Source organism: Streptomyces sp. NPDC029044 (assembly GCF_040637495.1).
Taxonomy (GTDB): domain Bacteria; phylum Actinomycetota; class Actinomycetes; order Streptomycetales; family Streptomycetaceae; genus Streptomyces.
Genome location: NZ_JBEZWN010000088.1, coordinates 1 through 24,936 on the forward strand (window position 1 = coordinate 1; position 24,936 = coordinate 24,936).

Here is a 24,936-nt window from a genome sequence, read left to right on the forward strand (position 1 = left end):
AGCAGGTCGTCCTGTACAAGCTCAATCAGCAGGCCGTCTGGAGCGACGGCCAGGAGATCGGCGCCGCCGACTTCGCCGCCCAGTGGCGTGCCCTGCGCGGCATGTCCGCAGGGGCGGGGTCAGCCCACCAGGGGCGACCGCGCGTGCTCCTCGGGGAGGGGCCGGGTGTCGAGGTAGAACCACTCGGCGTCCGCGGTGGGCCAGGGCGACGGTTCCGCCGCGTCCTCGCCGGGGACGGGGCGCCGGGGCAGCGGCGCCGGAGCCGGGTCCGGGCCGGCGGCCTGCTTCACCTCCCCCGGCATCAGCAGCTCCACCCGCAGCCCGAGACCGCGCTGCTGAGCGGTGAACTCCTCGACCTGGTTGCGGCAGGCGTGGTCCAGGTGGGTCACGCCGGTCAGGTCCAGACGGATCCTCGGCTTCCCGGAAGCGGCGGCCGCCTCCAGCGCGTCGATCACCTTGGGCAGCCGCAGGAACGTGGCGTTGCCCGCCATGACCACCTTGGCCGTGTCCTGCTCGACGTGCTGGCGGATCACCGTCTGCGACATGCGCAGCGCGGCCAGCACGATCCCCGCTGCGAGACCGAACAGCACGCCCTCCAGCAGCGCGGTCGCCACGATGACCAGCATGGTCAGCGTCATCACCGCGAACTCGCCCCTGTCCTGGCGCCACATCTTCGGGAACTCGGCGGGCCCGAACAGCTTCCAGCCGCTGTGCACGAGGACGCCGGCGAGCACGGAGATCGGGATCAGCGCGAGCACCTGCGGCAGCAGCAGCGCGAACAGCAGCAGCCACAGGCCGTGCAGGGTGCGGGAGAGCCGGGTCTTGGCCCCGGCCTGGACGTTCGCCGAACTTCGCGCCACCACCGCGGTGATGGGGAGCGCGCCGAGGATGCCCGCGACGGTGTTGCCCGCGCCCTGGGCGATCAGCTCGGTGTTGTAGCGGGTGCGCGGACCGTTGTGCATACGGTCCACGGCGGCGGCCGTGAACAGGCTCTCCGCGGACGCGATGACCGTGAAGGTGAGGATCGCGGTGATGATCGTCCCGTCGGCGAGTCCGGCGAACTGCTCCGCGCCCGGCACCTGCACGGAGTCGAGCAGGTTGCCCACCTGGAGGGTCTTCACGTCCACTCCGGGCAGCGCGGCGACGACCACGCCGATGCCGACGGCGACCAGAGCGGCGGGGATCTTCCCGGCCGGCCCGGGCACCTTCTTCCAGACGAAGCTCAGCACGATCGTGACGACACCGAGCAGCATGGCGATCATCGCCTGCGGGTTCGTCAGGACGCCCGCCAGCAGCCCGGGGATCCCGGCCATGTTCTCCAACGCGGTGCCGGGGGCCTTGGCGTCGGCCATCGGGTAGGCCTGGCTGAACATCAGCGGCACGCCGATGCCGGCGAGCATGCCCTGGACGACGGCGACCGAGATGGCCTGGAACATCCGGCCGAGCCGTACCAGGCCGAGGACGATCTGGAGGAGGCCGGCGAACAGCACGATCACGCCGAGCATGGCCACGCCGACCTCGGCGACGGTCTCCGCGACCAGCGCGGCGAGTCCCGCGGCCGGGCCGCTGACCTGGAGCGTGCTGCCCCGGACTGCGCCGACGACCAGACCGCCGATCACCCCGGAGATGATCCCGAGTTCGGCGGGGACGCCGGATGCGACGGCGACGCCGATGCACAGCGGCAGGGCGACGAGGAAGACGACGAGGGAGGCGGTGATGTCGGTGGCCAGGTCCGCCTTCGCGCCACCGATGCCGCCGAGGGCATTCGCTCCACCCTTGCCGCCGAGGGCTTTCCCGCCGCCCCTGCCGCCGATGCCCTTCTCTCCGCCCCTGCCGCCGCTCATCACACCGCGGAGCAGCCCGCCCAGAGCGCCACCGCCCGCGGCGCCGGAACCCCGGCCGACCTCGCCGTCCGGACCGACCCGGCCGACCCGGCCGTCCAGGCCGACCTGACCGTCCCGCGCGTGCCCGCCCTGCCCACGGCTCGGGTGTCCCCCCGTACCGCCCCCGGGCCAGTCACCGGACCGGCCTCCGAACCCCGACGGCGGGCCTTCGTGCGCCCCACCCCTCACATCGCCCTCGAACGACCAGGCTCCCGTGCCCCCCGCCGGGCCCCCGGCCGACCAGGCCTCCCCCTCCCCCGCCGGCCATTCGCCCGACCAGCCCCCCGTATCCCCCGCCGGCCGTCCGCCGGACCAGTCCCCCAGGCCCCCCGCCGGGTCCCCGCCCGGCCGATCCCCCGTTCTCCCCGCCGGGCCCCCGCCCGACCAACCCCCGGTGTCCCCCTCCAGGCCACCCGTCGGCCGGCTCCCCGTGTCCCCCTCGGAACCGGGCCCCCACCCGGCGAATCCGTCCGCCGGAGGACCGCCGGTCCGCCGGCCCCCCTCGCCACCCGACGAGCCCCCCGGCCGCCCGCCCCCCGGGCCGCCCCGCGTCCTCCCCCGCGCATGGGCCCCGCTCACGCGGCGTGCACCCGGAAGTCGCCTTCGTCGCCCAGCTCGTAGACGAAGCCCGTGTCGACCTCGTAGTACCAGCCGTGCAGCCGCAGCCGGCCCGAGTCGAGGCGCTGCCGGACCACGGGGTAACTCCGCAGCGCGGCCAGCTGGTTGACGACGTTGCCCTGGGACACCTCCGGCAGGGACGGGTCGTCCGGGGCGGTCTCCAGCACGGAGGTCAGCTCGGGGCGGGCGATGCGGAGCCAGGCGTCCACGCCGGGCAGGGCCGACAGGTCGTCACCGGACTTCAGCGCGCCCATCGCACCGCAGTGTGAGTGACCGCACACCACGATGTCCTGAACCCCGAGCACCTCCAGTGCGTACTCGATGGTGGCCGCCTCTCCACTGGCCCCGGGCCGTCCGTAGGGCGGCACGATATTTCCTGCGTTCCGCAGCTCAAATATCTCTCCGGGCCGCGCTCCCGTGATCATCGCCGGTATGACCCGCGAGTCCGAGCAGGTAATGAACAGCGCTTCCGGATATTGCCCCTCGGCCAGTTTCCGATATTCGCCGCTGTTGAAATCGACGCGCGTCCTGAACGTGCGGGCACGGTCCAGCAAAGCCTTCATCACACTCTCCTGAGCTGGGCTTTCTCCCTGTGTGCTCCACCGTAGACCGCCAACCTACAGAAGAAGGTTAAGCAAACTCCAGAGCACGGACAGCAATTGCACATTCTTTGTCCGGATTCCCAGACGCAGCGTCTTCTTGTAGCGTGTGAACTCCGCGGCAGGGCATGCTAATTCACGCTGCCCGGATTCATGCCGGTTTCACGGAGAGACAGGACGTATGGGCCTACGAGTGCTGCTCATCGAAGACGACGAGACGATCGCCGAGCCGCTCGCCGAGGGGCTCGGCCACTTCGGGCTGACGGTCGACCACGTCGCCACCGGGACGGACGGTCTGAGAGGCCCGTACAACGACGTGGTGCTGCTGGACCTGGGGCTGCCGGACATGGACGGCATCGACGTCTGCCGCGGCATCCGGCAGGTCTCGGACGTGCCCATCGTCATCCTCAGCGCGCGCGGCGAGGAGGCCGACCGCGTGCTGGGCCTGGAGCTGGGCGCCGACGACTACCTGGCGAAACCGTTCAGCGTGCGGGAACTGGTCGCCCGCGTCCGTGCGGTGACCCGCCGCACCCAGCGCACCCACCAGGCGTTCCCCGAGGCGCCGGACCCTCGGAGCACCCCCGAGCCGGCACCGGCCGAACCGGTCCACGAGCCCGCCCCGGCCCTGTCCTACGAACCCCCGGCCCTCTCCTACGAACCCCCTGCGGCGTCCGCGCAGGCCCCCGACCCCGCACCCGCGCACGACCCGGGCCCGCTCGTCGTGGACCGCCGTACCCGCCAGGTCTGGGTCGGCGACGCCCCCGTCCTGCTCACGCCCAAGGAGTTCGACCTGCTGGCGCTGCTCAGCGAGGACCCCGGCGCGGTCTACTCACGACAGCAGATCCTCGACCGCGTCTGGGACCCGCACTACGACGGCCCGACCAAGACGCTGGACGTCCATGTCGCCGCGCTGCGGAAGAAGTTGGGGCACCCGGCGTGGATCCGGACCCTGCGGGGCGTCGGATTCCGGCTGTCCGTGCACACGGGGCCGCAGGTGGCCTCACCATGACCCGCCGGCTGCTGCTCAGCTACCTCAGCCTCGCCGCGCTGGTGCTGCTCTGCCTGGAGATACCGCTGGGCTTCGTGTACTCGCGCGGGGAACGGGAGCGGGTGGTCAACGCGGCGAAGGACGAGGCCGAGTCGGTCTCGGCGTACGCGGCGCTGTCCCTGGCGGCGGGGCGCGGCGAGCGGGACCTTCCCGGGCGGGTGGCGCACTGTGCGCAGCGCATCGGGGGCAAGGTGGTGATCGTCGACGCGGCGGGCACACCGCTCGCCACCTCGCACCGGCTGGACGCCGGGATGTCCGGCACCCTGGCCGCCCGGCCGGGTATCGCGGCGGCGCTGCGGGGCACCTCGACCGTGGACGTCCGCACCTCCACCATCGGCGGGGTCGAGTACCTCTCGGTGGCCGCGCCGGTCGGCCAGGAGGCGCGACCGGTGGGCGCGGTGTGGCTGACGGTGCCGACGCGGACGGTCCACGAGCGGGTGCACCACGTCTGGCTGCTGCTCGCGCTGGGCGGGTTCGCCGTGCTGACGGCGGTCGCCGTGGTCGGTTTCGCCTTCGCCCGCTGGGCGGGCCGACCCATCCGCGAACTGGAGCAGGCCACGCACGACTTGGCCGAGGGCGGCCGGTTCGAACCGGTGACGATCACGAAGGGGCCGCCTGAAGTACGCAGTCTGGCCGCGGCGTTCAACCACACTGCCGCCCGACTCGCCCATCTGCTCGCCTCCCAGCGGGCGTTCGCGGGCGAGGCCTCGCACCAGCTGAAGACACCGCTGGCGGCGCTGCGGCTGCGCCTGGAGAACCTGGAGCCGGACGTCGCCGCCCGCGCCCGGGGCAGTCTCACCGCGGCCGTCACGGAGACGGACCGGCTCGCCCGGATGGTCGGGCACCTGCTGGCCATGGCGCGGCTGGAGGAGCACGCGGCCATTCCCGCGACGGTCGATCTGGGTGCGGTCTGCGCGGAGCGGCACCGCACCTGGCAGCCCCTGTTCGCCCGGGAGGACGTCTCGCTGGTGCTCTTCGCGGGGAGCGTGGGCCCGGTGCTCGCGGTGCCGGGGGCCGTGGAGCAGATCATGGACAACCTGCTGTCCAACGCCCTGCGGGCGTCCCCGGCGGGCAGCACCGTCACGATCGAACTGCGGCTGCACGCCCCGTCCCGGCGGGCGTTGCGCGACAGCCGCCCCCGCTGGGTCGACCTGCACGTCACCGACGAGGGTCCGGGCATGACGGAGGAGCAGCGCGCCCGCGCCTTCGACCGTTTCTGGCGCGCCCCGGGCGCCCCCAAGGGCGGTACGGGACTCGGCCTCGCCCTGGTGCAGCGCCTCGCCCATGCCAGCGGCGGAGAAGCGTCCCTGCGCGCGGCGGCGACCGGCGGCCTGGACGTGGTGATCCGGCTGCCGTCCGCGCGGCCGCCCGGCGAGAGTGACCACGGGCCGGGCGGCGACCGCCCGAGGAAGCCGAGACGACAGGCACCGGCCCTGCCGGCGTAGGGCCCGTGCCGCATGGGGCACGGCCGGCACACAGCACGCCGCCCCACGGCCCACGAGTTGGCCATGCCCCGTCAGCCCTGCCCCCTCAGCGTCCCTCTCGCCCCCCACGCATGCACCGGCGGCAGCTCCTCGGGCGGCATCACGTACGAGGTGACGGGCCCGTTCCGCTCGTGACGGGGGTCGCGGGCGACACCTGAGCCCGGCCCGCCGGTGACCATCGGCGGGCCAGGCCGTTCCACCGGATGGGCAGCTCGCAGCGGGCTGCCCGGCCGATGGAAGGAACACCACCGTGGACACGACCGTGCCCGTCCCGAAGGCGCCGGGTGTGCTGCCCCGCGCAGAGTGGGTCAAGACCCTGCCGCAGACCGTCGTCGCGTCCTGCGTGCTGTTGCTCGACGCCGAGGACCGGCTCCTGCTGCTGCGCTACGCCGGGGGCCTGCCCGCCGCGGGGCGCTGGGGTCTGCCGGGCGGCATGCTCGACCACGGCGAGGACCCCGCCGGTGCCGCGCGCCGGGAGTTGCACGAGGAGACCGGCATCGTCCTGGAAGAGGACCTGCGGTTCATCGGGTACGACCACCGGGCGGATGTGCTGGGCACGGGACCGGTGATCGACTTCTACTTCCACGGGGGCCGGATCCCGGCCGGGCAGCCCGTCCGGCGCAGCCCGGAGCACGACCACCACGGCCTCTTCGCCCTCACTGAGCTGGAGTCCATGCCGCTGGCGACGCTGCTGCCGACCCTCGGCGCGCTGCTCACCGCCGCCCGCACCGGCACCGTCGTGTGCCTGCGGGAAGGGCGCCCCCAGTGACCACCCGGGTGCCCGACGGACGGCACGGCCGCTGAGGCCACCACCGGCGGGCCGTCCACGGCAGCGGGCGGCCGGTGCCGCACGGGGCGCACTTCAGGGACCGTCGGCGGACCCCCCTGATCGCACGGACGTCGATCCCGAGCTCCCGCAGCGCCTGTGCGGCCCCGCCCGTCGAGTCCTGCGTCGGCGGCGGCCCCACGGCGCCCCTGCTGGAGCCTCGCCGACTCCGCGGATGGCGCAGAGCGGGGCGGCACCTCCGCACCAGGTGCCGCCCCGCTCTTCTCCGTGCTCCGGAGCCGCCGCGATCGGTGAGGGTGGTCGGGGACCGTCGACGGCTCCGGGTTCTGTGGGTCCCGGCTAGCGGTGGTCGCTGCCCTGGGACTGGACCGCCGCCCGGCCCGCTTCCAGACGGGCCACCGGGATGCGGAACGGGGAGCAGGAGACGTAGTCGAGTCCGACCTCGTGGAAGAAGTGGACCGACTCCGGGTCGCCGCCGTGCTCGCCGCAGACGCCGAGCTTGAGGTCGGGGCGGGTCTCGCGGCCGGCCTTGGCGGCGAGCTTCACCAGGGAGCCGACGCCGTCCTTGTCGATCGTCTCGAACGGGGAGACGCCGAAGATGCCCTTCTCCAGGTACGCCGTGAAGAACGAGGCCTCCACGTCGTCCCGGCTGAAGCCCCACACCGTCTGGGTGAGGTCGTTCGTGCCGAAGGAGAAGAACTGGGCCGCCTCGGCGATCTGGCCTGCGGTCAGGGCGGCGCGCGGCAGCTCGATCATCGTGCCGATGGACAGCTTCAGCTGCGCGCCGGAGGCCGCCTCGACCTCGGCGATGACCTTGTCGGCCTCCTCGCGCACGATCTCCAGCTCCTGGACCGTGCCGACGAGCGGGATCATGATCTCGGCGCGCGGGTCGCCCTTGGCGGCCTTGCGCTCGGCCGCGGCCTCGGCGATGGCCCGTACCTGCATGGTGAACAGGCCGGGGATGACCAGTCCGAGACGGACGCCGCGCAGGCCGAGCATCGGGTTCTGCTCGTGCAGGCGGTGCACGGCCTGGAGCAGGCGCAGCTCGTTCTCGTGCGGCTCCTGGCGGGACTCGGCCAGGGCCACCCGGACCGAGAGTTCCGTGATGTCGGGCAGGAACTCGTGCAGCGGCGGGTCCAGGAGGCGGATGGTGACCGGGAGGCCGTCCATCGACTCGAAGAGCTGCACGAAGTCCTGCTTCTGGAGCGGCAGCAGCTCCTTGAGGGACTCCTCGCGCTCGGCCTGCGTGTCGGCCAGGATCAGCCGCTCCACCAGCTCGCGCCGGTCGCCGAGGAACATGTGCTCGGTGCGGCACAGGCCGATGCCCTGGGCGCCGAAGCGGCGGGCGCGCAGCGCGTCCTCGGCGTTGTCGGCGTTGGCGCGCACCCGCAGGCGGCGCTTGCGGTCGGCGAAGGCCATCATGCGGTGGACGGCCTCGACCAGCTCGTCGGCGTCGTCGGCGCCCGGGTGCATCCGGCCCTCGAAGTACTCCACGACCGGCGACGGCACGACGGGTACCTCACCGAGGTAGACCTTGCCGGAGGAGCCGTCGATGGAGACGACGTCGCCCTCCTCGACGACGTGCCCGCCCGGCACGGTCATCCGGCGGCGCTTGGTGTCGACCTCCAGTTCCTCGGCGCCGCAGACACAGGTCTTGCCCATGCCGCGCGCCACGACGGCCGCGTGGGAGGTCTTGCCGCCGCGGGAGGTCAGGATGCCCTCGGCGGCGATCATGCCGTCCAGGTCGTCGGGGTTGGTCTCACGGCGGATCAGGATGACCTTCTCGCCGGAACGGGACCACTTGACGGCCGTGTAGGAGTCGAAGACCGCCTTGCCGACGGCCGCGCCGGGCGAGGCGGCGATGCCCCGGCCGACCTGCGAGACCTTCGCGTCCTCGTCGAAGCGCGGGAACATCAGTTGCGCGAGCTGGGCGCCGTTGACGCGGGTGAGGGCCTCGGCCTCGTCGATCAGGCCCTGGTCCACCAGCTGGGTCGCGATCCGGAAGGCCGCGCCCGCCGTGCGCTTGCCGACGCGGGTCTGGAGCATCCACAGCACACCGCGCTCGATGGTGAACTCGATGTCGCAGAGGTCCTTGTAGTGGTTCTCCAGCGTCTCCATGATCTGCATCAGCTGGTCGTACGACTTCTTGTCGATACGCTCCAGATCGGCCAGCGGCACGGTGTTGCGGATGCCCGCGACGACGTCCTCGCCCTGCGCGTTCTGGAGGTAGTCGCCGTAGACGCCCTGGTGGCCGGAGGCGGGGTCGCGGGTGAAGGCGACGCCGGTGCCGGAGTCGGGGCCGAGGTTGCCGAAGACCATGGAGCAGACGTTGACGGCCGTGCCCAGGTCGTGCGGGATGCGCTCCTGGCGGCGGTAGAGCTTGGCCCGGTCGCCGTTCCAGGAGTCGAAGACGGCCTTGATGGCGAGGTCCATCTGCTCGCGCGGGCTCTGCGGGAAGTCCCGGCCGGCCTCGGTCTTGACGATCTTCTTGAACTTGGTGACGAGCTTCTTGAGGTCCGCGGCCTCCAGCTCGGTGTCGACCGTGACCTTCTTGGCGGCCTTGGCCGCCTCCAGCGCGTCCTCGAAGAGCTCGCCGTCGACGCCCAGGACGGTCTTGCCGAACATCTGGATGAGGCGGCGGTAGGAGTCCCACGCGAAGCGGTCGTCGCCGGCCTGCTTGGCCAGGCCCTGCACGGACTTGTCGGAGAGCCCGATGTTGAGGACGGTGTCCATCATGCCGGGCATGGAGAACTTGGCGCCCGAGCGCACCGACACCAGCAGCGGGTCGTCGGCCTGGCCGAGCTTCTTGCCCATACGGGCCTCCAGCGCGTCGAGGTGCGCACTCACCTCGTCACGCAGTGCCGCCGGCTCCTCGCCGCTGTCGAGGTAGGTCTTGCAGGCCTCGGTGGTGATCGTGAAGCCGGGCGGGACCGGCAGACCGAGGTTCGTCATCTCGGCGAGGTTCGCGCCCTTGCCACCGAGGAGGTCCTTGAGGTCCTTGTTGCCCTCGGTGAAGTCGTAGACGAACTTCACGCCCTCAACGCTCGCGGCCTGCTCGGCTACCGGGAGATCTTTGTTTTCCGACACGGGTCTCGACTCCTCGAGGACGCGGTGGCTGCCCTGACGGCGAGGAACATACCCAGATCAAAGGCGTCTGGGTACGTCTACTCGCGCGTCATGCGCCTGTAACCACTCGTCCGCCAGCGGATCGAAAGTCAAGGCTGGGCAAGCGATCGCAGCCGCATGTTTTCACTTCTTGAACGCAAGAACCTCCCTGACCCCCTCTAGGCGCTCATGTGAGCGGAGTTTCCGCACATTTGATTTCGCTCGATGAACGATCAAACGGTGGCACTCAGTGCCACCCTTTGGAGAAGTGCAGTCGCCCACGATCCGCTCATCTGAGCGCAACCCTTATCAGGGGTGGCGAGAATCACGCTGCCACAGCCGCCCGGATTTCACCATGCGGACGCGTCACGGGACCGGAACGCGGCCGTCACACGCCGAGCGCGCGCAGCCGCTCCTCGACCCGTTCGGGCGCGTAGAGGTGCTCCACGACCATCGCACCGGCTCCGACCAGCGCGGCCCGCTCACCCAGCCGTGCGGTCACCACGTCCAGGCGGGCGGTGGAGCGGGGCAGCGCCCGCTGGTACAGCAGTTCGCGCACGCCCGTCAGGAAGGGGGTTCCGGCCAGATCCCCGGCGATCATCAGGACGCCGGGGTTGAGCAGAGTCACGACGGTCGCGAGGACCTCCCCGACCCGGCGTCCGGCCTCGCGGGCGAGTCCGACCGCCTCGGGGTGCCCGGACGCCAGCAGGTCCCGCACGTCCGAACCGGAGGCCGCCGGCACCCCCGCCTCCGCCAGCCGCCGCGCCACGGCGCCACCGCTCGCGACGGCGGCCAGACAGCCGTACGAACCACACCGGCACAGCGCCTCGGCACCCTCCGGCACCCGGATGTGCCCGATGTCGCCCGCGCCGCCGTCGATGCCCCGGAAGACCGAGCCGTCCACCACGACCCCGGCGCCGATGCCGGTGGAGACCTTGACGAGCACGAAGGCGGAGCAGTCGGGGTGGCCCGCGCGCTGTTCGCCGTACGCCATGAGGTTGGCGTCGTTGTCCACCAGGACGGGCACCTCGGTGGCGCCCGCGTGCTCGGTGAGCGCGCGGGCCAGCCGGCCCCGTATGTCGTAGCCGTCCCAGCCGGGCATGATCGGCGGCTGGACGACGCGGCCGGTCTCGGAGTCGACCGGCCCGGGCACCGCGAGCCCGGCCCCGCAGACCACCTCGGCCCCGTGCCCGGACTTGACCAGCAACTCGGCGAACCAGCGCCCGAGTTCGCCGAGCACGGCGTCCGGGCCGTCCTCGACGACGAGGGTGCCGGACTGCTCGGCGAGGATCTCGCCGCTCAGCGACAGCACGGCCGCCCGGGCGTGCCGGGTGTCGAGGTCGGCGGCCAGGACCACCGCGTGCTCGTCGTCGAACTCCAGGGTGATGGAGGGCCGCCCGCCGAGCGGGGAGTCCACCGGCCCCCCGGCACCCTCGCGCAGCCAGCCCGCGCGGAAGAGCCGGTCCAGCCGCTGCCCGACGGTCGCCCGGGACAGACCGGTCGCCTGCTGGAGCGCACCCCGGGTCACGGCGCGGCGACTGCGCACCAGTTCGAGCAGATCGCCGGCGCTCGCCTGCCCCGCGCCTCGGCCGGTTCTCCCGGGCTGTCCGGTCATGCACACCCCCTTGTGTTTCTCAACCTTGCATTACATATTGGGTTTTGCGTGTTAAATAGACGTAACCCTACGGTAGCCCCTGCCGATCCCGGTCAGGAGTACGTCTTTGGGAGAGCCCCGAGTGGATCGCATCGCCCAGCTCACCACGCGTCCCGCGGGGCGCGAGATCGCATACGATCCGGCCGCCGCCCCACCTTCCCTCCAGGTCAGGGCCGCACAGGTGCTGGAGGGCAACTGGACGGGCACGTCCACCGTGCCCTCGCGCGGCCTGTATCCGCACCAGTGGTCGTGGGACTCGGCGTTCATCGCGATCGGCCTGCGGCACCTCTCGCCGTTACGGGCCCAGACGGAACTGGAGACGCTGCTGGCGGCCCAGTGGGCGGACGGGCGGATCCCGCACATCGTCTTCAACCCCTCCGTCCCCCTCGACGCCTACTTCCCGAGCCCCGACTTCTGGCACTCGTCGACCGCCGGGCGCACGGCGGGCGCCCCGCGCACCGTACAGACCTCCGGCATCGTGCAGCCACCGGTGCACGCGCTGGCCGCGTGGCTGGTGCACCTCGCCGACCCGGGCCTGTCCAGGGCGCGCGGCTTCCTCGCCCGGGCGCACCCCCGGCTGGCCGCCTGGCACGGCTACCTCCTGCGCCGGCGCGACCTCGGCGGGGGCGGACTGGCGTCCGTCGTGCACCCCTGGGAGCAGGGTATGGACAACAGCCCCTGCTGGGACCGCCCGTTGTCCCGGGTCGCTCCGGCCCCGGCCCGCTCCTTCCGCCGCGCCGACCTCGACCACGGCGCCCCCGAGGACCGGCCGACGGATCTGGACTACGGGCGGTACGTGCGGCTGGCCGCCGACTACCGGGACCGCGGGTACGCCGACGGCCCGGGGAACTTCGCCGTGGAGGACCCGGCGTTCAACGCGCTGCTCATCGCCTCCGAGTACGCCCTGGCGCGCATCGCCCAGGAGCTGGGCGCGCGGGACCCGGAGCGGGAGGCCCGCCCGGAGCGCCTCACGGCGGCCCTGGTGGAGCGGCTGTGGGACCCGGCGGCGGGGATGTTCCTGTGCCGGGACGTGCGCGCCGGGGAACTGATCCCCGAGCGCGGTGTCTCCGGGCTCGTCCCCCTGTTGCTGCCGGGCCTGCCGGGCGACCTCGCGTCCGCCCTGGTCCGCACGGTCTGCGGCCCGCACTTCGGCCTGGGCGGCACGACCCGCCTGGTCCCGAGCTACGACCTGCTCGGCGACGCCTTCGACCCGCACCGCTACTGGCGCGGTCCGGCCTGGTTCAACACCAACTGGCTGCTGGAGCGCGGGCTGCGGCTGCACGGCGAGCGCGGCCGGGCCGACGCCCTGCGCAAGGGCATGCTGCACACCGCCGGCGCCTCCGGTTTCGCGGAGTACGTCGACCCGTACACGGCCCAGGCCTGCGGTGTCACCGGCTTCGGCTGGAGTGCCGCGCTCACGCTCGACCTGCTGCACGACCGGCCCGCACGGGGCAGGAACGGCCTCACGGCGATCAAGGGAGAGGACCGGGCATGACGGACCGGCATCATCTGCTCGTGCACGGCCGGACGTTCGCCGCCGTCGGCGACCGCGGCGACATCAGCGGCTACCGGGGCGGCAGCGCCCCGGACGGCATGTTCGTACGGGACGCCCGGCATCTGAGCCGGTGGCAGCTCACCGTCGACGGGGCGGTGCCCGACACGCTGACGCCGGTGGCCGACGGGGACACCGCGCGCTGTGTCCTCGTGCCGCGCGGCGGCCGCGACGAACCGCCCGCCTGCACGCTCTTCCGCGAACAGGCCGTCGGCGACTCCTCGTTCGTGGAGTCGCTGCGCGTCACCAGCAACCGGCCGGTGCCCACGACGGTCCACCTCGCGGTCACCGCCGACGCCGACTTCACCGACCAGTTCGAGCTGCGCTCCGACCACCGCACCTACACCAAGGCCGGGGCCGTCCGCTCCCGCCGGGTGCTGGACCACGGCGTGGAGTTCGCCTACCGGCGCGGCGAATGGTGTTCCGTCACGACCGTGACGGCCGACCCCCAGCCGGACGCCGTGGAGGAGACCGGCACCGGCGCCCGCCGCCTCGCCTGGACACTGGACCTCGAACCGCACGGCACCGCCGAGCTGACGCTGCGGGTCATGGCCCGCCCGCACGGCGACCGGCGCGCCCTGCGCGTGCCCCGCTCCCCCGCCGCCGTCCGGCAGCGACTGCGCGCCCACGAGGGCGAGTTCACGCAGGGCGTGGACTTCCCCACCGGCTGGCCCGAGCTGGCCGCCGCCTGCACCCGCGGTCTCGCCGACCTGGCCGCGCTCCAGGTACCCGCGTCCGGGCCGGACGGCGAGGAACTGCGCGTCCCGGCCGCCGGCGCCCCCTGGTTCCTGACGCTGCTGGGCCGGGACGCCCTGCTGACCTCGCTGTTCGCCCTGCCCTACCGGCCGGCTCTGGCCGCCGCCACCCTGCCCGCGCTCGCCGCCACCCAGGCCACCGGGACCAGCGCCGACGGGATCGCCCAGCCCGGCAAGATCGTGCACGAGGTGCGGCACGGCGAACTGGCCCACTTCGGCCAGGTCCCCTACGGCCGCTACTACGGCTCGGTCGACGCCACCCCGCTGTTCCTCGTGCTGCTCGGTGCCTACACCGAGCACACCGGCGACACCGGCCCGGCCCGCCGCCTCGAACCCCACGCCCGCGCCGCCGTCGGCTGGATGCTCGACCACGGCGGCCTGACCTCGCGCGGCTACCTCGTCTACCGCGCCGACCAGGGCGGCCTCGCCAACCAGAACTGGAAGGACTCCCCCGGCGCCATCTGCTCCGCCGAGGGCACCCGCCCGCACGGGCCGGTGACGGCGGCGGGCGCCCAGGGCTACGCCTACGACGCCCTGCGCCGCACGGCGAACCTGGCCCGCACGGTGTGGCAGGACACGACCTACGCGCATCTGCTGGAGCAGGCGGCCGGCGACCTGCGCGACCGTTTCCGGCGCGACTTCTGGATGCCGGAGCACTCCTTCCCCGCCCTCGCGCTCGACGGCAGGGGCGAGCAGGTCGACGCGCTGGCCTCCGACGCCGGGCACCTGCTGTGGTCGGGGCTGCTGGACAAGGAACACGGCGAACTCGTCGGCCGGCGGCTGCTGGAGCCGGACTTCTTCTCCGGCTGGGGCGTGCGCACCCTCGCGGCCGGGCAGCCGGCGTACCACCCGCTCTCCTACCACCGCGGCTCGGTCTGGCCGCACGACAACGCACTGATCGCGCTGGGCCTGGCCCGCTACGGGCTGCACGACGAGGCCCGCGCGATCGCCCACGGCCTGGTCGACGCGGCGGGCGCGACCGGCAACCGCCTCCCGGAGGTCCTCGCGGGCTACGGCCGTGACACCCACCCGGAGCCGGTGCCGTATCCGCACGCGTGCGTGCGCGAATCGCGTTCCGCGTCGGCCCCGTTGGCGCTGCTCACGGCGGTCGGCGTGGTCTGAGGGCCCTGTTGGGCCGCCGTTTGCCGGGTGTTTGCCGAGCTCTGGCCCGGCGGGCTGAACACACCTGAGGAACGCCCCGTACGGAACGGTGGCGGACCCGCACCCCCACGCGGGTCCGCCACCTCACCTGGCTTTGAACGGGAAGGACCTCCGGGTGCCTGTCTTCACACGCTTCAGCGGGTCGTCGCAGCCGGGTGACGGCGTGCCCGAGGCCGAGAAGGAACCGGAGGGTGGGGAGAGGGAGGAGGGCGAGAGAGGGGCAACGGCCCCGTCCGCCTCACGAAGCCCTCTCGGGCACCACCTCACCAGCCTGCGCACCTGGCGCACCCGGCACTCCCGAACGGCCCGTGCGCTCCGCCTGGCCACCACCGCCCTCGCCGCCGTCCTGGTCCTCGGCGCGCTGCTGCTGCCCAACACCCTCCCCGCCCTGAAAGCCGTCAGCTTCGCGCGGATCCCGGCCGAGGCGGTCATCGGCGCCGTCGTCGTGCTGGCGCTGCCGCGTCGGCCCCGGCTGGTGGCGGCGGTCCTGTACGGGCTCGGCCTGACCGTCCTGACGACGGTGAACCTGCTCGACATGGGGTTCAACGAGTACTTGGGCCGGGGCTTCAACGCCGCGCTCGACTGGGACCTGCTGCCCGACGCGCAGGCGTACGTCGAGGACACGCTGGGCGGGGGCGTCGCGACCGCCGCCGCCATCGGTGCGCTCGTGCTGGTGCTGCTCGTGGCGGCCGTCATGGTCGCGGCCACGATCCGGCTCGCGACCGTACTGGCCCGCCACCGGGTGCGGGCGACCAAGGGCGCCCTGATCGCCGGCACCGTCTGGGTCACCTGCTCCGCGCTGGGTCTAACCCTGTTCGGCGGGCCGATCGCCTCCGAGCGCGGGGCCGGGGCCCTCCGGGTGCACGCGCAGCGGACGGTGGAGTCGCTGCGGGACGAGGCGGCGTTCGTGAAGCAGTCGAAGGCGGACACCTTCGGCAACACCCCGCCCGCGCAGTTGCTCCCGGACCTGCGCGGCAAGGACGTGATCTTCACGTTCATCGAGAGCTACGGCCGCAGCGCCGTCGAGGACCCGATCATGGCGCCGGGCGTCGACCGGACCCTCGACACGAGCACCGAGGCCCTGGAGAAGGCCGGCTTCGCCGCCCGCAGCGGCTGGCTGACCTCGGCGACCTACGGGGGCAGCAGCTGGCTCGGCCACTCCACGACCATGTCCGGCCTGTGGATCGACAACCAGCGCCGCTACCGCACGGTCAGCGCGGGCGACCACCTCACCCTCACCAAGGCCTTCCAGAAGACCGGCGCCTGGGACACCGTCGGCGTCATGCCGGGCGTCCAGAAGGGCTGGCCGGAGGAGGAGTGGTACGGCCTCGACAAGCTCTACGACTCCAGGGACCTGGGCTACCGGGGCCCGAAGTTCAGCTGGTCGACCATGCCCGACCAGTACGCGCTGGAGGCGTTCCAGCGTCGGGTGCACGGGAAGAAGCGCGACAGGCCGCTGATGTCGTTCGTCATCCTCACCTCCAGCCACCAGCCCTGGGCGCCCATCCCGAAGATGGTCGGCTGGGACGAACTCGGCGACGGCTCGGTCTTCGACGCGATCCAGAAGGCCGGCAAGAAGGCCTCGGACGTCCTGACCGACACCACCAAGTCCCGCGAGGAGTACGGCAGGTCCATCCAGTACTCGATCACCAGCCTCACCCGGTGGCTGGAGCGCTACGGCACCGACGACACCGTGCTGGTCTTCCTCGGCGACCACCAGCCCATCGCCCGGGTCAGCGGGAACGGGGCGAGCCGGGACGTGCCGGTGTCGATCGTCGCGAAGGACCCGAAGGTCCTGGACAAGGTCGCCGGCTGGAACTGGACGGAGGGCCTCAAGCCCGACCGGGACGCGCCCGTGTGGAAGATGGACGCCTTCCGCGACCGCTTCCTGAAGGCGTTCGGCTCCACACCGCACCCCTCCAAGGGCTGATCAGCCGCCCGAGGTGTCCAGCTCGGCGTCCTCGCCGACCCCGGCGCAGTCGTAGGGGTCCTTCAGCCAGCCGTCCGGCAGCACCACGCGGTTGTTGCCGGACGTACGGCCCCGGGGCCCGTCGGCGCCGGTCGGCCAGGGCTGGTCGAGGTCCAGCTCGTCCAGGCCGGAGCGCAGTTCCTCCAGGGACGAGGTGATCGCCAGGCGCTTGCGCATCTCGGAGCCGACCGCGAAGCCCTTCAGGTACCAGGCGACGTGCTTGCGGAAGTCGATCACGCCCCGGGCCTCGTCGCCGATCCACTCGCCGAGCAGGGTGGCGTGCCGGACCATGACGTCGGCGACCTCGCGCAGGGCGGGGCGGGCGATGTCCTCGGTGCGGCCCTCGAAGGCGGCGACCAGGTCGGAGAAGAGCCAGGGCCGCCCCAGGCACCCACGTCCCACGACCACGCCGTCGACGCCGGTCTCGCGCACCATCCGCAGGGCGTCCTCGGCCGACCAGATGTCGCCGTTGCCGAGCACCGGGATCTCCGGCACGTGTTCCTTCAGGCGGGCGATGGCGTCCCAGTCGGCGGTGCCGCCGTAGTGCTGGGCGGCGGTGCGGCCGTGCAGGGCGATGGCGGTGACGCCCTCCTCGACGGCGATCCGGCCGGCGTCGAGGAAGGTGATGTGGTCGTCGTCGATGCCCTTGCGCATCTTCATCGTCACGGGCAGGTCGCCCGCGCCGCTGACGGCCTCGCGCAGGATGGCCCGCAGCAGGTTCCGCTTGTACGGCAGCGCGGAGCCGCCGCCCTTACGGGTGACCTTGGGCACGGGGCAGCCGAAGTTCAGGTCGATGTGGTCGGCGAGGTCCTCCTCCGCGATCATGCGGACGGCCTTGCCGACGGTCGCCGGGTCCACGCCGTAGAGCTGGATCGACCGGGGCCGCTCCGACTCGTCGAAGTGGATGAGCTGCATGGTCTTCTCGTTGCGCTCGACCAGCGCCCGGGTGGTGATCATCTCGCTGACGAACAGGCCCTTGCCGCCGCTGAACTCCCGGCACAGGGTGCGGAAGGGCGCGTTGGTGATCCCGGCCATGGGGGCCAGGACGACAGGCGGCTGGACGGTGTGCGGGCCGATCTCCAGGGGCGTGGACATGCCTCCATTGTGCCGTGCAATGAAACGGCAAAATTCATTAGTTAGCCACACTATCGAAATCGGCGTACGATGAGCCGTATGCCCGAGCTCAGTCACCGCCGCCGCATGCTGGTGCTCGCGATCTGCTGCATGAGCCTGCTGATCGTGAGCCTCGACAACACGGTCCTGAACGTGGCCCTGCCCTCCATGCAGCAGGACCTGCGCGCGAGCACGTCCGGCCTGCAGTGGACGATCGACGCGTACACGCTCGTCCTGGCCTCGCTCCTGATGCTCGCGGGCTCCACGGCCGACCGGATCGGCCGCAAGCGGGTCTTCATGGCGGGCCTGGTCGTCTTCACCCTCGGCTCGGTCCTGTGCTCCCTCGCGCCGAACCTGGAGGCGCTGGTCGTCTTTCGGATGGTCCAGGCGGTGGGCGGCTCGATGCTGAACCCGGTCGCCATGTCGATCATCACCAACACCTTCACGGACCCGCGCGAGCGGGCCCGGGCGATCGGCGTCTGGGGCGCTGTCGTCGGCATCTCCATGGCCGCCGGCCCGCTGGTCGGGGGTCTGCTGGTCGACTCCGTCGGCTGGCGCTCGATCTTCTGGATCAACCTGCCGGTGGGGCTGGCGGCCCTGCTGCTCACCCTGCGCTTCGTCCCCGAGTCCCGGGCGCCGCGCGCCCGTCGCCCCGACCCGGTGGGGCAGGTGCTGGTGATCGTGCTGTTCGGCTCCCTGACGTACGCGATCATCGAGGCGCCGAGCACTCCCTTCCGGTCCGTCGCGCCGCTGGCCGCCGTCGCCCTGGCCGCACTGGCCGGACTGCTCCTCTACGAGCCGCGCCGCAAGGAACCGCTGATCGATCTGCGCTTCTTCCGTTCGGCGCCGTTCAGCGGGGCGACGGTCATCGCGATCAGCGCGTTCGCCGCGCTCGGCGGCTTCCTGTTCCTGTCGACGCTGTACCTCCAGAACGTTCGCGGCCTGAGCGCCCTGGAGGCGGGCCTGTGGATGCTGCCCATGGCGGTCCCGACGTTCCTGTGCGCGCCGCTGTCGGGCCGCCTGGTGGGCACGCTCGGCCCTCGCCTGCCCCTGCTGATCGCGGGCCTCGCGATGACGACGAGCGGGGTCCTGTTCGCCGCGTTCGAGGCGGAGACCTCGAACGTCACACTCTTCGCCGGCTACGTCCTCTTCGGTATCGGCTTCGGGTTCGTCAACGCGCCCATCACCAACACCGCGGTGTCCGGCATGCCCCGCGCCCAGGCGGGGGTGGCCGCCGCGGTCGCCTCCACGAGCCGGCAGCTGGGCCAGACGCTGGGTGTCGCCGTGGTGGGCGCGGTGCTCGCCTCGGGCGTCGGCTCGTCCTCCTACCGCGAGGCGTTCGTGTCCGCGGCGCGGCCCGGCTGGTGGATCCTCGCGGTGTGCGGCTTCGCGGTGCTGGCGCTGGGGGCGGTGACGAGCGGCCGGTGGGCCCGGGACACCGCCGAGCGGACCGCGCGGCGGCTGGAGCCGGCGGAGGCACGCCAGACCGTCGGGACGAGCGGCTGAGGCCGGAGCGACACCCTGGCCCGGGGTCGCCGGTGTCGGCCGCGGCCGCTCCTCGAATCTCGGACCCGCTCAGTCGAGACAGAACTCGTTGCCCTCGATGTCCTGCATCACGATGCACGACTCGTCGTACTCGTCGGCGAGCAGCACACGCACGCGGGTGGCGCCGAGCGCGACCAGTCGCGCGCACTCGGCTTCGAGGGTGGCGAGGCGTTCCTCACCCACGAGCCCGGTGCCGACCCGCACGTCGAGATGCACCCGGTTCTTGACGACCTTGCCTTCGGGGACGCGCTGGAAATACAGCCGCGGGCCCACGCCCGAGGGATCACCGCAGACGAACTCCGCGCCCTGGCGCTCGGACGGCAGGGTGCGTTCGTAGTCACCCCACGTGGCGAACCCGTCCGGCGGCGGCGGTACGACGTATCCCAGCACCTCGCACCAGAAGCGGGCCACCCGCTCGGGCTCCGCGCAGTCGAACGTGACCTGGACCTGCCTGATCGTGGACATCGGCGCACCCTAGCAGGGGTCTGCCGCTCATCTCCCGGCCTGTACCGGCAGGTTGTCCTACGGCCCGCGCTCGTCGGCCCCGTCCACGTCTGAGAACTCGTCCCCGGGGAAACCCCGTTGATGTTGGTCTTGCTGCACACTCCTTGCTGCGAGCAGACCGGAACGCCGGATTTCTCGACGCGGGAGGGCGATATGACACAGATCGACACGAGCAAGGTCAGCCGCTGGGACCAGCACGGCCGGGAGCATGTGGTGCGCGTGCTCCGGACGGGCGTGCAGCGCACGATCAGATGCGACACCTGCGGCTGGCGCAGAAGCGCCCAGTTCCTGCCCTGGCTGAAGGCGGAGGAACACCTGGCGGAGGCTCACCAGGCGACGGTGGACCCGACGGCGGCGTGAGCCGGCCCGGACCCCTCCTAGTAGAGGATCGAGGGCAGGTACGCGCCGTCGGGCCGGTTGTACAGGCCGATGGTCATCAGGCTCATCAGCTGCACGACCTTGAGGCCGTTGGACAGGCACCACCTGAGCAGCGCGCTGTCTTCCGCGGGGACGAGGATGCCCGGGCCGCCGAACTGCGGGGCCGCCGCGATGAGGGCCTGGAGGTCCGGGGTGGTCTCGCCCACGGCGTGCGCGAAGAAGGCCAGGTCGGTGGCGTAGCCGGTGACGCGTCCCTCGCGTTCGACGACCCGGGCGGTGCCCTGTTTGAGCGCGTCGGCGACCTCCCCGCCCCGGTCGACGCCGTGCACCTGCCGGCACACGTCGTTGCAGGCTGTGAGATCCGCGTCCGTGGCTTCCCGCACCGTGTACCCGGGCAGCGTGCGCCCGATCGGCGGCCCCTGCACACAGGCCACCGTCGCCCGGTGGGCGAAGCCCAGGCTCATGTACAGCGAGAACGACCGGTTGTGGTAGCCGCTCTGGAGCAGCCGGATGCCCGGCGCCCCGCGCTCGGCGGCCCGCTCCATCACGTTCCGCATCAGGTGACGGCCCACTCCCGCGTTCTGCACGGTGGGGTCGACGGTGACCGGTCCCACCCCGACGACGGCCGAGCGTTCGTCGAGGAAGTTGCTGCCGACGATCCGCCCGTCGAGCTCGGCGACGACACCGTAGAAGCCCGGGTGGGTCAGGGCTCCCTCGATCAGCGCGACACCCACCTCGGGGCTCGGGATGTCGGGTGGGAACGCATGCTCCTCGGCGATGCCGCTGAAGGCCTCGTAGCAGATCCTTCCGCACTCTGCGGCGTCGTCCGCGGTGCCCGGGCGCAGTGTGAGAGCCACGATCGCCATCCCTTCTTCGCGCCCCCGCGCGGCGACCCACCCCTCGCTTCCATCCTGTGCCCGTCCCGGCCGGGACGCACCCGGTACTGCCGGACGCGCCTACGGTGTCCGCCGCAGTCCCTGCACCAGCAGGTCGACGACCGCCGCGAAGTCGGCCTCGGTTCCCGGCTCCTCCCACTCCGTCGCGTAGCAGGGGTCGTGGAAGCGGACCGTGGCCTGGAAGACCGCCCGGGCCGATGCCTCCGCGTCCGTGGCGGCGAAGTCGCCGGTCTCCACGCCGGCCTGGATGATGCCCGTCAGCTGCGACTCGAGGTCGGTGATGTGCTCGCCCACCGCCGTACCGGCCTCGCGGGTGAGGAACATGTACGTCGCGAACAGCTCCGGGTCCTCGCCCGCCTTGCGGCGCTTCGCGGCGAAGAGCGCGGCGAGCCAGTCCCGCAGCCGGGCCTCCGGGACGCGGTCCGCGTCGGCGATCCCGGACAGCTGCCCGGACGTGCGGTCCAGCCAGCGCTTGGTGACCGCCTCGCGCAGCGCCGCCTTCGTCCGGAAGTGTCGGTAGACACTGCCGTGGCTGACGCCGAGCGCCCGGGCGACGTCCACCACGGTGGCCTTGGCCGGTCCGTGGCGGCGCAGCACCTCCTCGGTGGCTTCGAGGATGCGCTCGGCGGTCAGAGTCTCGCTGGTCGGTGCCATGCCCTGACCGTACCCAAAGCCCTGTTCAGCTTTCGAGGTGCGCCATCTGGGCTGCCGGGTAGCGGTCGCCGGCGGCGGCACCGGCCGGTACGGCCTCCTCTATCGCGGCCAGGTCGGCCGGCTCCAGCGTCACGTCCAGAGCGCCCAGCGCCTCCGTGAGCCGGTCGCGGCGGCGGGCACCGACCAGGGGCACGATGTCCTCACCGCGGGAGAGCACCCAGGCGATGGCGATCTGGGCGACGCTGACGCCCTTCTGCTCGGCGATCTTCCGCAGCGCCTCGACGAGGTTCAGGTTGTGCCGGAGGTTGTCGCCCTGGAAGCGCGGCGACATCGCCCGGAAGTCGCCCGGGCCGAGCTGCCGGTCGGCGGTGAAGTGGCCGGAGATCAGGCCCCGGGAGAGCACGCCGTACGCCGTGATGGCGATGCCCAGCTCGCGGGTGGTGGGCAGGATCGCGTCCTCGATGCCGCGGGAGATGAGGGAGTACTCGATCTGGAGGTCGGAGATGGGCGCTGTGGCGGCCGCCCGGCGGATCGTCTCCGCGCCGACCTCGCTGAGGCCGATGTGCCGTACGTAGCCCTTCTCGACGAGTTCCGCTATCGCGCCGACCGTGTCCTCGATGGGCACGTCGGGGTCGAGACGGGCGAGGCGGTAGACGTCGATGTGGTCGACGCCGAGCCGCTGGAGGGAGTACGCGGCGAAGCTCTTCACGGCCGCCGGCCGGCCGTCGTAGCCGAGCCAGCTGCCGTCCGGGCCGCGCAGGGCGCCGAACTTCACGCTGACCAGGGCCTGTTCACGCCGGACGGCGGGGGCGGCGCGCAGGGCCTCGCCGATCAGCATCTCGTTGTGGCCCATGGCGTAGAAGTCGCCGGTGTCGAGCAGGGTGACGCCCGCTTCGAGCGCCGCGTGGATGGTCGCGACGGACTCGGCCCGGTCCGCCTCGCCGTACAGCGCGGACATGCCCATGCAGCCGAGACCCAGGGCGGAGACCTGGGGGCCGGTGGTTCCGAGGGTGCTGGTTCGCATCGTCATGCCCTCCACCATGCCACGACAGATGACAGATTTCAATATCTGTCATCCGATACTTGTCAGCCGCTTGTCAGCCCCATGTGCCTGCTTCCAGTCGAGGCCGCCCCCTGCGGCGTCCCTGGCGCCGGCGCGGTCCCGGCCCCGGCCCCGCTCGCCGTCCGCGGCTACCTCGCCGTGAACGCCAGCTTCGCCCCCAGCGCCACGAACGACCCGGCGAAGCCCCGCCGCAGCCAGGCCGTCACCCGCGGCCGGCCCACGACGTGCCGGCGCACCGACGCGGCCAGCACCCCGTACGCGGCGAACACGACGAAGGTCGCCAGCATGAAGACCCCGCCGAGCCCCGCCATCCGCAGCACCGCGTGCGGCTCCCCGGGAGCGACGAACTGCGGCAGGAAGGCGAAGAAGAAGATCGTCAGCTTCGGGTTGAGGATGTTGATCAGCACCCCGCGCACGATGACCCGCCGGGCCGACAGGTCCGGGGCCGCTTCCCGCTCCTCCACCACGAGCGCCTCCTTGTCCCGCACCGTCGCCCACGCCATGTACAGCAGGTAGGCGACCCCCGCGTACTTCAGCACCTGGAACGCGGTCGCGCTCGCGTGCAGCAGCGCGGCGACGCCGGTGACCGTGGCCAGCAGGTGCGGCACGATCCCGAGCGTGCAGCCGACGGCCGCGACGACGCTCGCGCGCCGCCCCCGGGAGAGCGCGGCGGCGAGGGTGTAGACGACGCCGGTGCCCGGCGTGGCGACGACGACGAGGGTGGTCAGCAGGAAGGCGATGCTCATGCCGTCACCCTGACCCGGCCCCCGCCCCGGCAACAGGACCAATCCGCCGCGGCGTTGCCGGACCAATCCACCACGCCCCAGGGACCTCAACGCCCCCAACGCCCTCACGGGTCGACACGGTTCACACCCGATCCGACAATGGAAGTGCCGGTCAGCGGTCTCCCCCGGCGGCGCCCGCCCACCGGTCGCGCGGAACTCCTGCGCCGCCCGAGGGAGCGCGCCATGACGATCCGTATCGCCACGTTCAACACGGAGAACCTCTTCCGCCGCCCCAAGGTCTTCCGCCTCCCGGGCGACAAGCAGCGCCGCGAGGTCCTCGACGACTACGCCGAGCTGGTCTCCCTGCTGGAGCAGGAGACCTACGACGACGGCACCAAGACCCGCATCGCCGCACTCCTCAAGAAGCACCGGGTGCACGACTCGCGCAAGGACAGGCCGTTCTTCGTCAACGAGACGCGCGGCCAGGGCACGTTGTTCAAGACGAAGGGCGGCGGGGAGAACGTCAGCTTCGACATCGTGGCCAAGGGCCGCCGGGGGTGGACGGGCTGGGTGGAACTCGTCCGTGACGACCTCGACTGGGAGGTCGTGCACAACACCGGCCGGGTGGTCGCCGAGGTCGACGCCGACATCCTGCTCACGGTGGAGGTGGAGGACCGCACGACCCTGCGCCGCTTCAACGAGCAGGTGCTGGGCGCCGACCTGAAGAAGACGCCGTACCCCTACGACCTGGTGATCGACGGCAACGACCCGCGCGGCATCGACGTCGGGATCCTCAGCCGCCATCCGGTCACGTCCGTGCGGTCGCACGTGTTCGACCCCGACCCCGACCGCCCGGGCGCGTACCTCTTCAGCCGGGACTGCCCCGAGTACGAGATCCAGATCGGCAGCACGCCGCTGTGGCTGCTGGGCAACCACCTCAAGAGCCAGAGCGGCGACGACCCCGAGCTGCGCATCGCCCAGGCGCGGCGGGTGGCGTCGATCTACCAGACCGCCCTGGAGCGTTCCCCGTACGTCGTGGTCGCCGGAGACCTCAACGACGAACCGTCCAGCGAGGCGATCCGGGCCCTGTCGGACACGGGCCTGCGGGACGTGATGAGTCACCCGTCCTACCGGGGCGCCCCGGGCACCCACGGCACGGGCAACGACGAGAGCCAGAAGCTGGACTACGTGATGCTGCCGCCACCGCTGTGGGAGCAGGTGCAGCACGTGGAGGTGGAACGCCGGGGCGTCTGGGCGCCGTCCACCGTCAAGTCCTTCGACACCGTCACCTCGAAGTGGAACCGCGCCTCGGACCACGCGGCGGTCTACGTCGACCTGGACCTCTGAAACGCGGCGGTGCCGGGCCCCTCCGTGGAGGAACCCGCCGACTGGCTCCTCGGCCGCATCCGGGACCGGGACGACCTGGTCGCCGAGGTCGTGGAC

19 protein-coding genes are annotated in these 24,936 nt (G+C 72.2%); 9 read left to right on the plus strand and 10 right to left on the minus strand.

Annotated elements, in window-relative coordinates:
* Positions 1–119: 119 nt before the first annotated feature.
* The gene (locus tag AB0E85_RS36535) at positions 120–1,844 is read right to left on the minus strand and encodes a SulP family inorganic anion transporter (protein ID WP_361936724.1); all 1,725 of its coding nucleotides are present in this window, start codon (positions 1,842–1,844) and stop codon (positions 120–122) included.
* Between the two features lie 614 nt (positions 1,845–2,458).
* Positions 2,459–3,064 carry a carbonic anhydrase gene (locus AB0E85_RS36540; protein WP_361936726.1) on the minus strand — a complete coding sequence of 202 codons (606 nt, stop codon included), beginning with the start codon at positions 3,062–3,064 and terminating at the stop codon, positions 2,459–2,461.
* 217 nt (positions 3,065–3,281) lie between these two features.
* Here AB0E85_RS36540 and AB0E85_RS36545 point away from each other — a divergent pair, with 217 nt between their 5' ends.
* The 3 genes from AB0E85_RS36545 (at position 3,282) to AB0E85_RS36555 (ending at position 6,401) form a co-directional block, all read left to right on the plus strand.
* Complete coding sequence (locus tag AB0E85_RS36545; protein ID WP_361936728.1) at positions 3,282–4,109, plus strand: response regulator transcription factor; 828 nt, start codon at positions 3,282–3,284, stop codon at positions 4,107–4,109.
* Positions 4,106–5,593 carry a HAMP domain-containing sensor histidine kinase gene (locus AB0E85_RS36550; protein ID WP_361936730.1) on the plus strand — a complete coding sequence of 496 codons (1,488 nt, stop codon included), beginning with the start codon at positions 4,106–4,108 and terminating at the stop codon, positions 5,591–5,593. The genes AB0E85_RS36545 and AB0E85_RS36550 overlap by 4 nt, the downstream gene beginning before the upstream one ends.
* Positions 5,594–5,882: 289 nt before the next feature.
* Positions 5,883–6,401 carry an NUDIX hydrolase gene (locus AB0E85_RS36555; protein ID WP_361936732.1) on the plus strand — a complete coding sequence of 173 codons (519 nt, stop codon included), beginning with the start codon at positions 5,883–5,885 and terminating at the stop codon, positions 6,399–6,401.
* A gap of 357 nt (positions 6,402–6,758) precedes the next feature.
* Here the strand turns inward: AB0E85_RS36555 and ppdK are convergent, their stop codons facing one another.
* On the minus strand, positions 6,759–9,452 hold the full coding sequence (gene ppdK, locus AB0E85_RS36560) for a pyruvate, phosphate dikinase (RefSeq protein ID WP_361936759.1): 2,694 nt from the start codon (positions 9,450–9,452) through the stop codon (positions 6,759–6,761).
* 460 nt (positions 9,453–9,912) lie between these two features.
* On the minus strand, positions 9,913–11,139 hold the full coding sequence (locus AB0E85_RS36565; RefSeq protein WP_361936734.1) for an ROK family protein: 1,227 nt from the start codon (positions 11,137–11,139) through the stop codon (positions 9,913–9,915).
* 121 nt (positions 11,140–11,260) lie between these two features.
* Here AB0E85_RS36565 and AB0E85_RS36570 point away from each other — a divergent pair, with 121 nt between their 5' ends.
* The 3 genes from AB0E85_RS36570 (at position 11,261) to AB0E85_RS36580 (ending at position 16,576) form a co-directional block, all read left to right on the plus strand.
* The gene (locus AB0E85_RS36570; protein ID WP_361936736.1) at positions 11,261–12,673 is read left to right on the plus strand and encodes a hypothetical protein; all 1,413 of its coding nucleotides are present in this window, start codon (positions 11,261–11,263) and stop codon (positions 12,671–12,673) included.
* A complete protein-coding gene (locus tag AB0E85_RS36575; protein ID WP_361936738.1) occupies positions 12,670–14,607 on the plus strand; it encodes a glycogen debranching N-terminal domain-containing protein in 1,938 nt (645 codons plus the stop codon). The genes AB0E85_RS36570 and AB0E85_RS36575 overlap by 4 nt, the downstream gene beginning before the upstream one ends.
* Before the next feature lie 154 nt (positions 14,608–14,761).
* The gene (locus tag AB0E85_RS36580) at positions 14,762–16,576 is read left to right on the plus strand and encodes a CDP-alcohol phosphatidyltransferase (protein ID WP_361936740.1); all 1,815 of its coding nucleotides are present in this window, start codon (positions 14,762–14,764) and stop codon (positions 16,574–16,576) included.
* On the opposite strand, the gene dusB is transcribed toward AB0E85_RS36580, so the two are convergent.
* Positions 16,577–17,710 carry a tRNA dihydrouridine synthase DusB gene (dusB, locus tag AB0E85_RS36585; RefSeq protein ID WP_361936742.1) on the minus strand — a complete coding sequence of 378 codons (1,134 nt, stop codon included), beginning with the start codon at positions 17,708–17,710 and terminating at the stop codon, positions 16,577–16,579.
* 78 nt (positions 17,711–17,788) lie between these two features.
* Here dusB and AB0E85_RS36590 point away from each other — a divergent pair, with 78 nt between their 5' ends.
* On the plus strand, positions 17,789–19,234 hold the full coding sequence (locus AB0E85_RS36590; protein WP_361936744.1) for an MFS transporter: 1,446 nt from the start codon (positions 17,789–17,791) through the stop codon (positions 19,232–19,234).
* Positions 19,235–19,303: 69 nt separating this feature from the next.
* On the opposite strand, the gene AB0E85_RS36595 is transcribed toward AB0E85_RS36590, so the two are convergent.
* Positions 19,304–19,738 (minus strand): VOC family protein, encoded by a 435-nt coding sequence (locus AB0E85_RS36595; RefSeq protein ID WP_361936746.1) that lies wholly within the window; start codon positions 19,736–19,738, stop codon positions 19,304–19,306.
* Between the two features lie 192 nt (positions 19,739–19,930).
* Here AB0E85_RS36595 and AB0E85_RS36600 point away from each other — a divergent pair, with 192 nt between their 5' ends.
* Positions 19,931–20,137: a hypothetical protein gene (locus AB0E85_RS36600; protein ID WP_161368635.1), complete on the plus strand. Its 207-nt coding sequence runs from the start codon at positions 19,931–19,933 to the stop codon at positions 20,135–20,137.
* Between the two features lie 17 nt (positions 20,138–20,154).
* Here the strand turns inward: AB0E85_RS36600 and AB0E85_RS36605 are convergent, their stop codons facing one another.
* The 4 genes from AB0E85_RS36605 to AB0E85_RS36620 form a co-directional block, all read right to left on the minus strand.
* Positions 20,155–21,021, minus strand: a complete 867-nt coding sequence (locus AB0E85_RS36605; protein ID WP_361936749.1) for a GNAT family N-acetyltransferase — start codon at positions 21,019–21,021, stop codon at positions 20,155–20,157.
* 90 nt (positions 21,022–21,111) lie between these two features.
* Positions 21,112–21,705: a TetR family transcriptional regulator gene (locus AB0E85_RS36610; RefSeq protein WP_361936751.1), complete on the minus strand. Its 594-nt coding sequence runs from the start codon at positions 21,703–21,705 to the stop codon at positions 21,112–21,114.
* 25 nt (positions 21,706–21,730) lie between these two features.
* Positions 21,731–22,735, minus strand: a complete 1,005-nt coding sequence (locus AB0E85_RS36615; RefSeq protein ID WP_361936753.1) for an aldo/keto reductase — start codon at positions 22,733–22,735, stop codon at positions 21,731–21,733.
* 161 nt (positions 22,736–22,896) lie between these two features.
* Positions 22,897–23,514: a LysE family translocator gene (locus AB0E85_RS36620; protein ID WP_361936755.1), complete on the minus strand. Its 618-nt coding sequence runs from the start codon at positions 23,512–23,514 to the stop codon at positions 22,897–22,899.
* A 222-nt stretch (positions 23,515–23,736) separates the two neighbouring features.
* Here AB0E85_RS36620 and AB0E85_RS36625 point away from each other — a divergent pair, with 222 nt between their 5' ends.
* A complete protein-coding gene (locus AB0E85_RS36625) occupies positions 23,737–24,840 on the plus strand; it encodes an endonuclease/exonuclease/phosphatase family protein (protein WP_361936757.1) in 1,104 nt (367 codons plus the stop codon).
* The last annotated feature ends 96 nt before the right edge of the window (positions 24,841–24,936 follow it).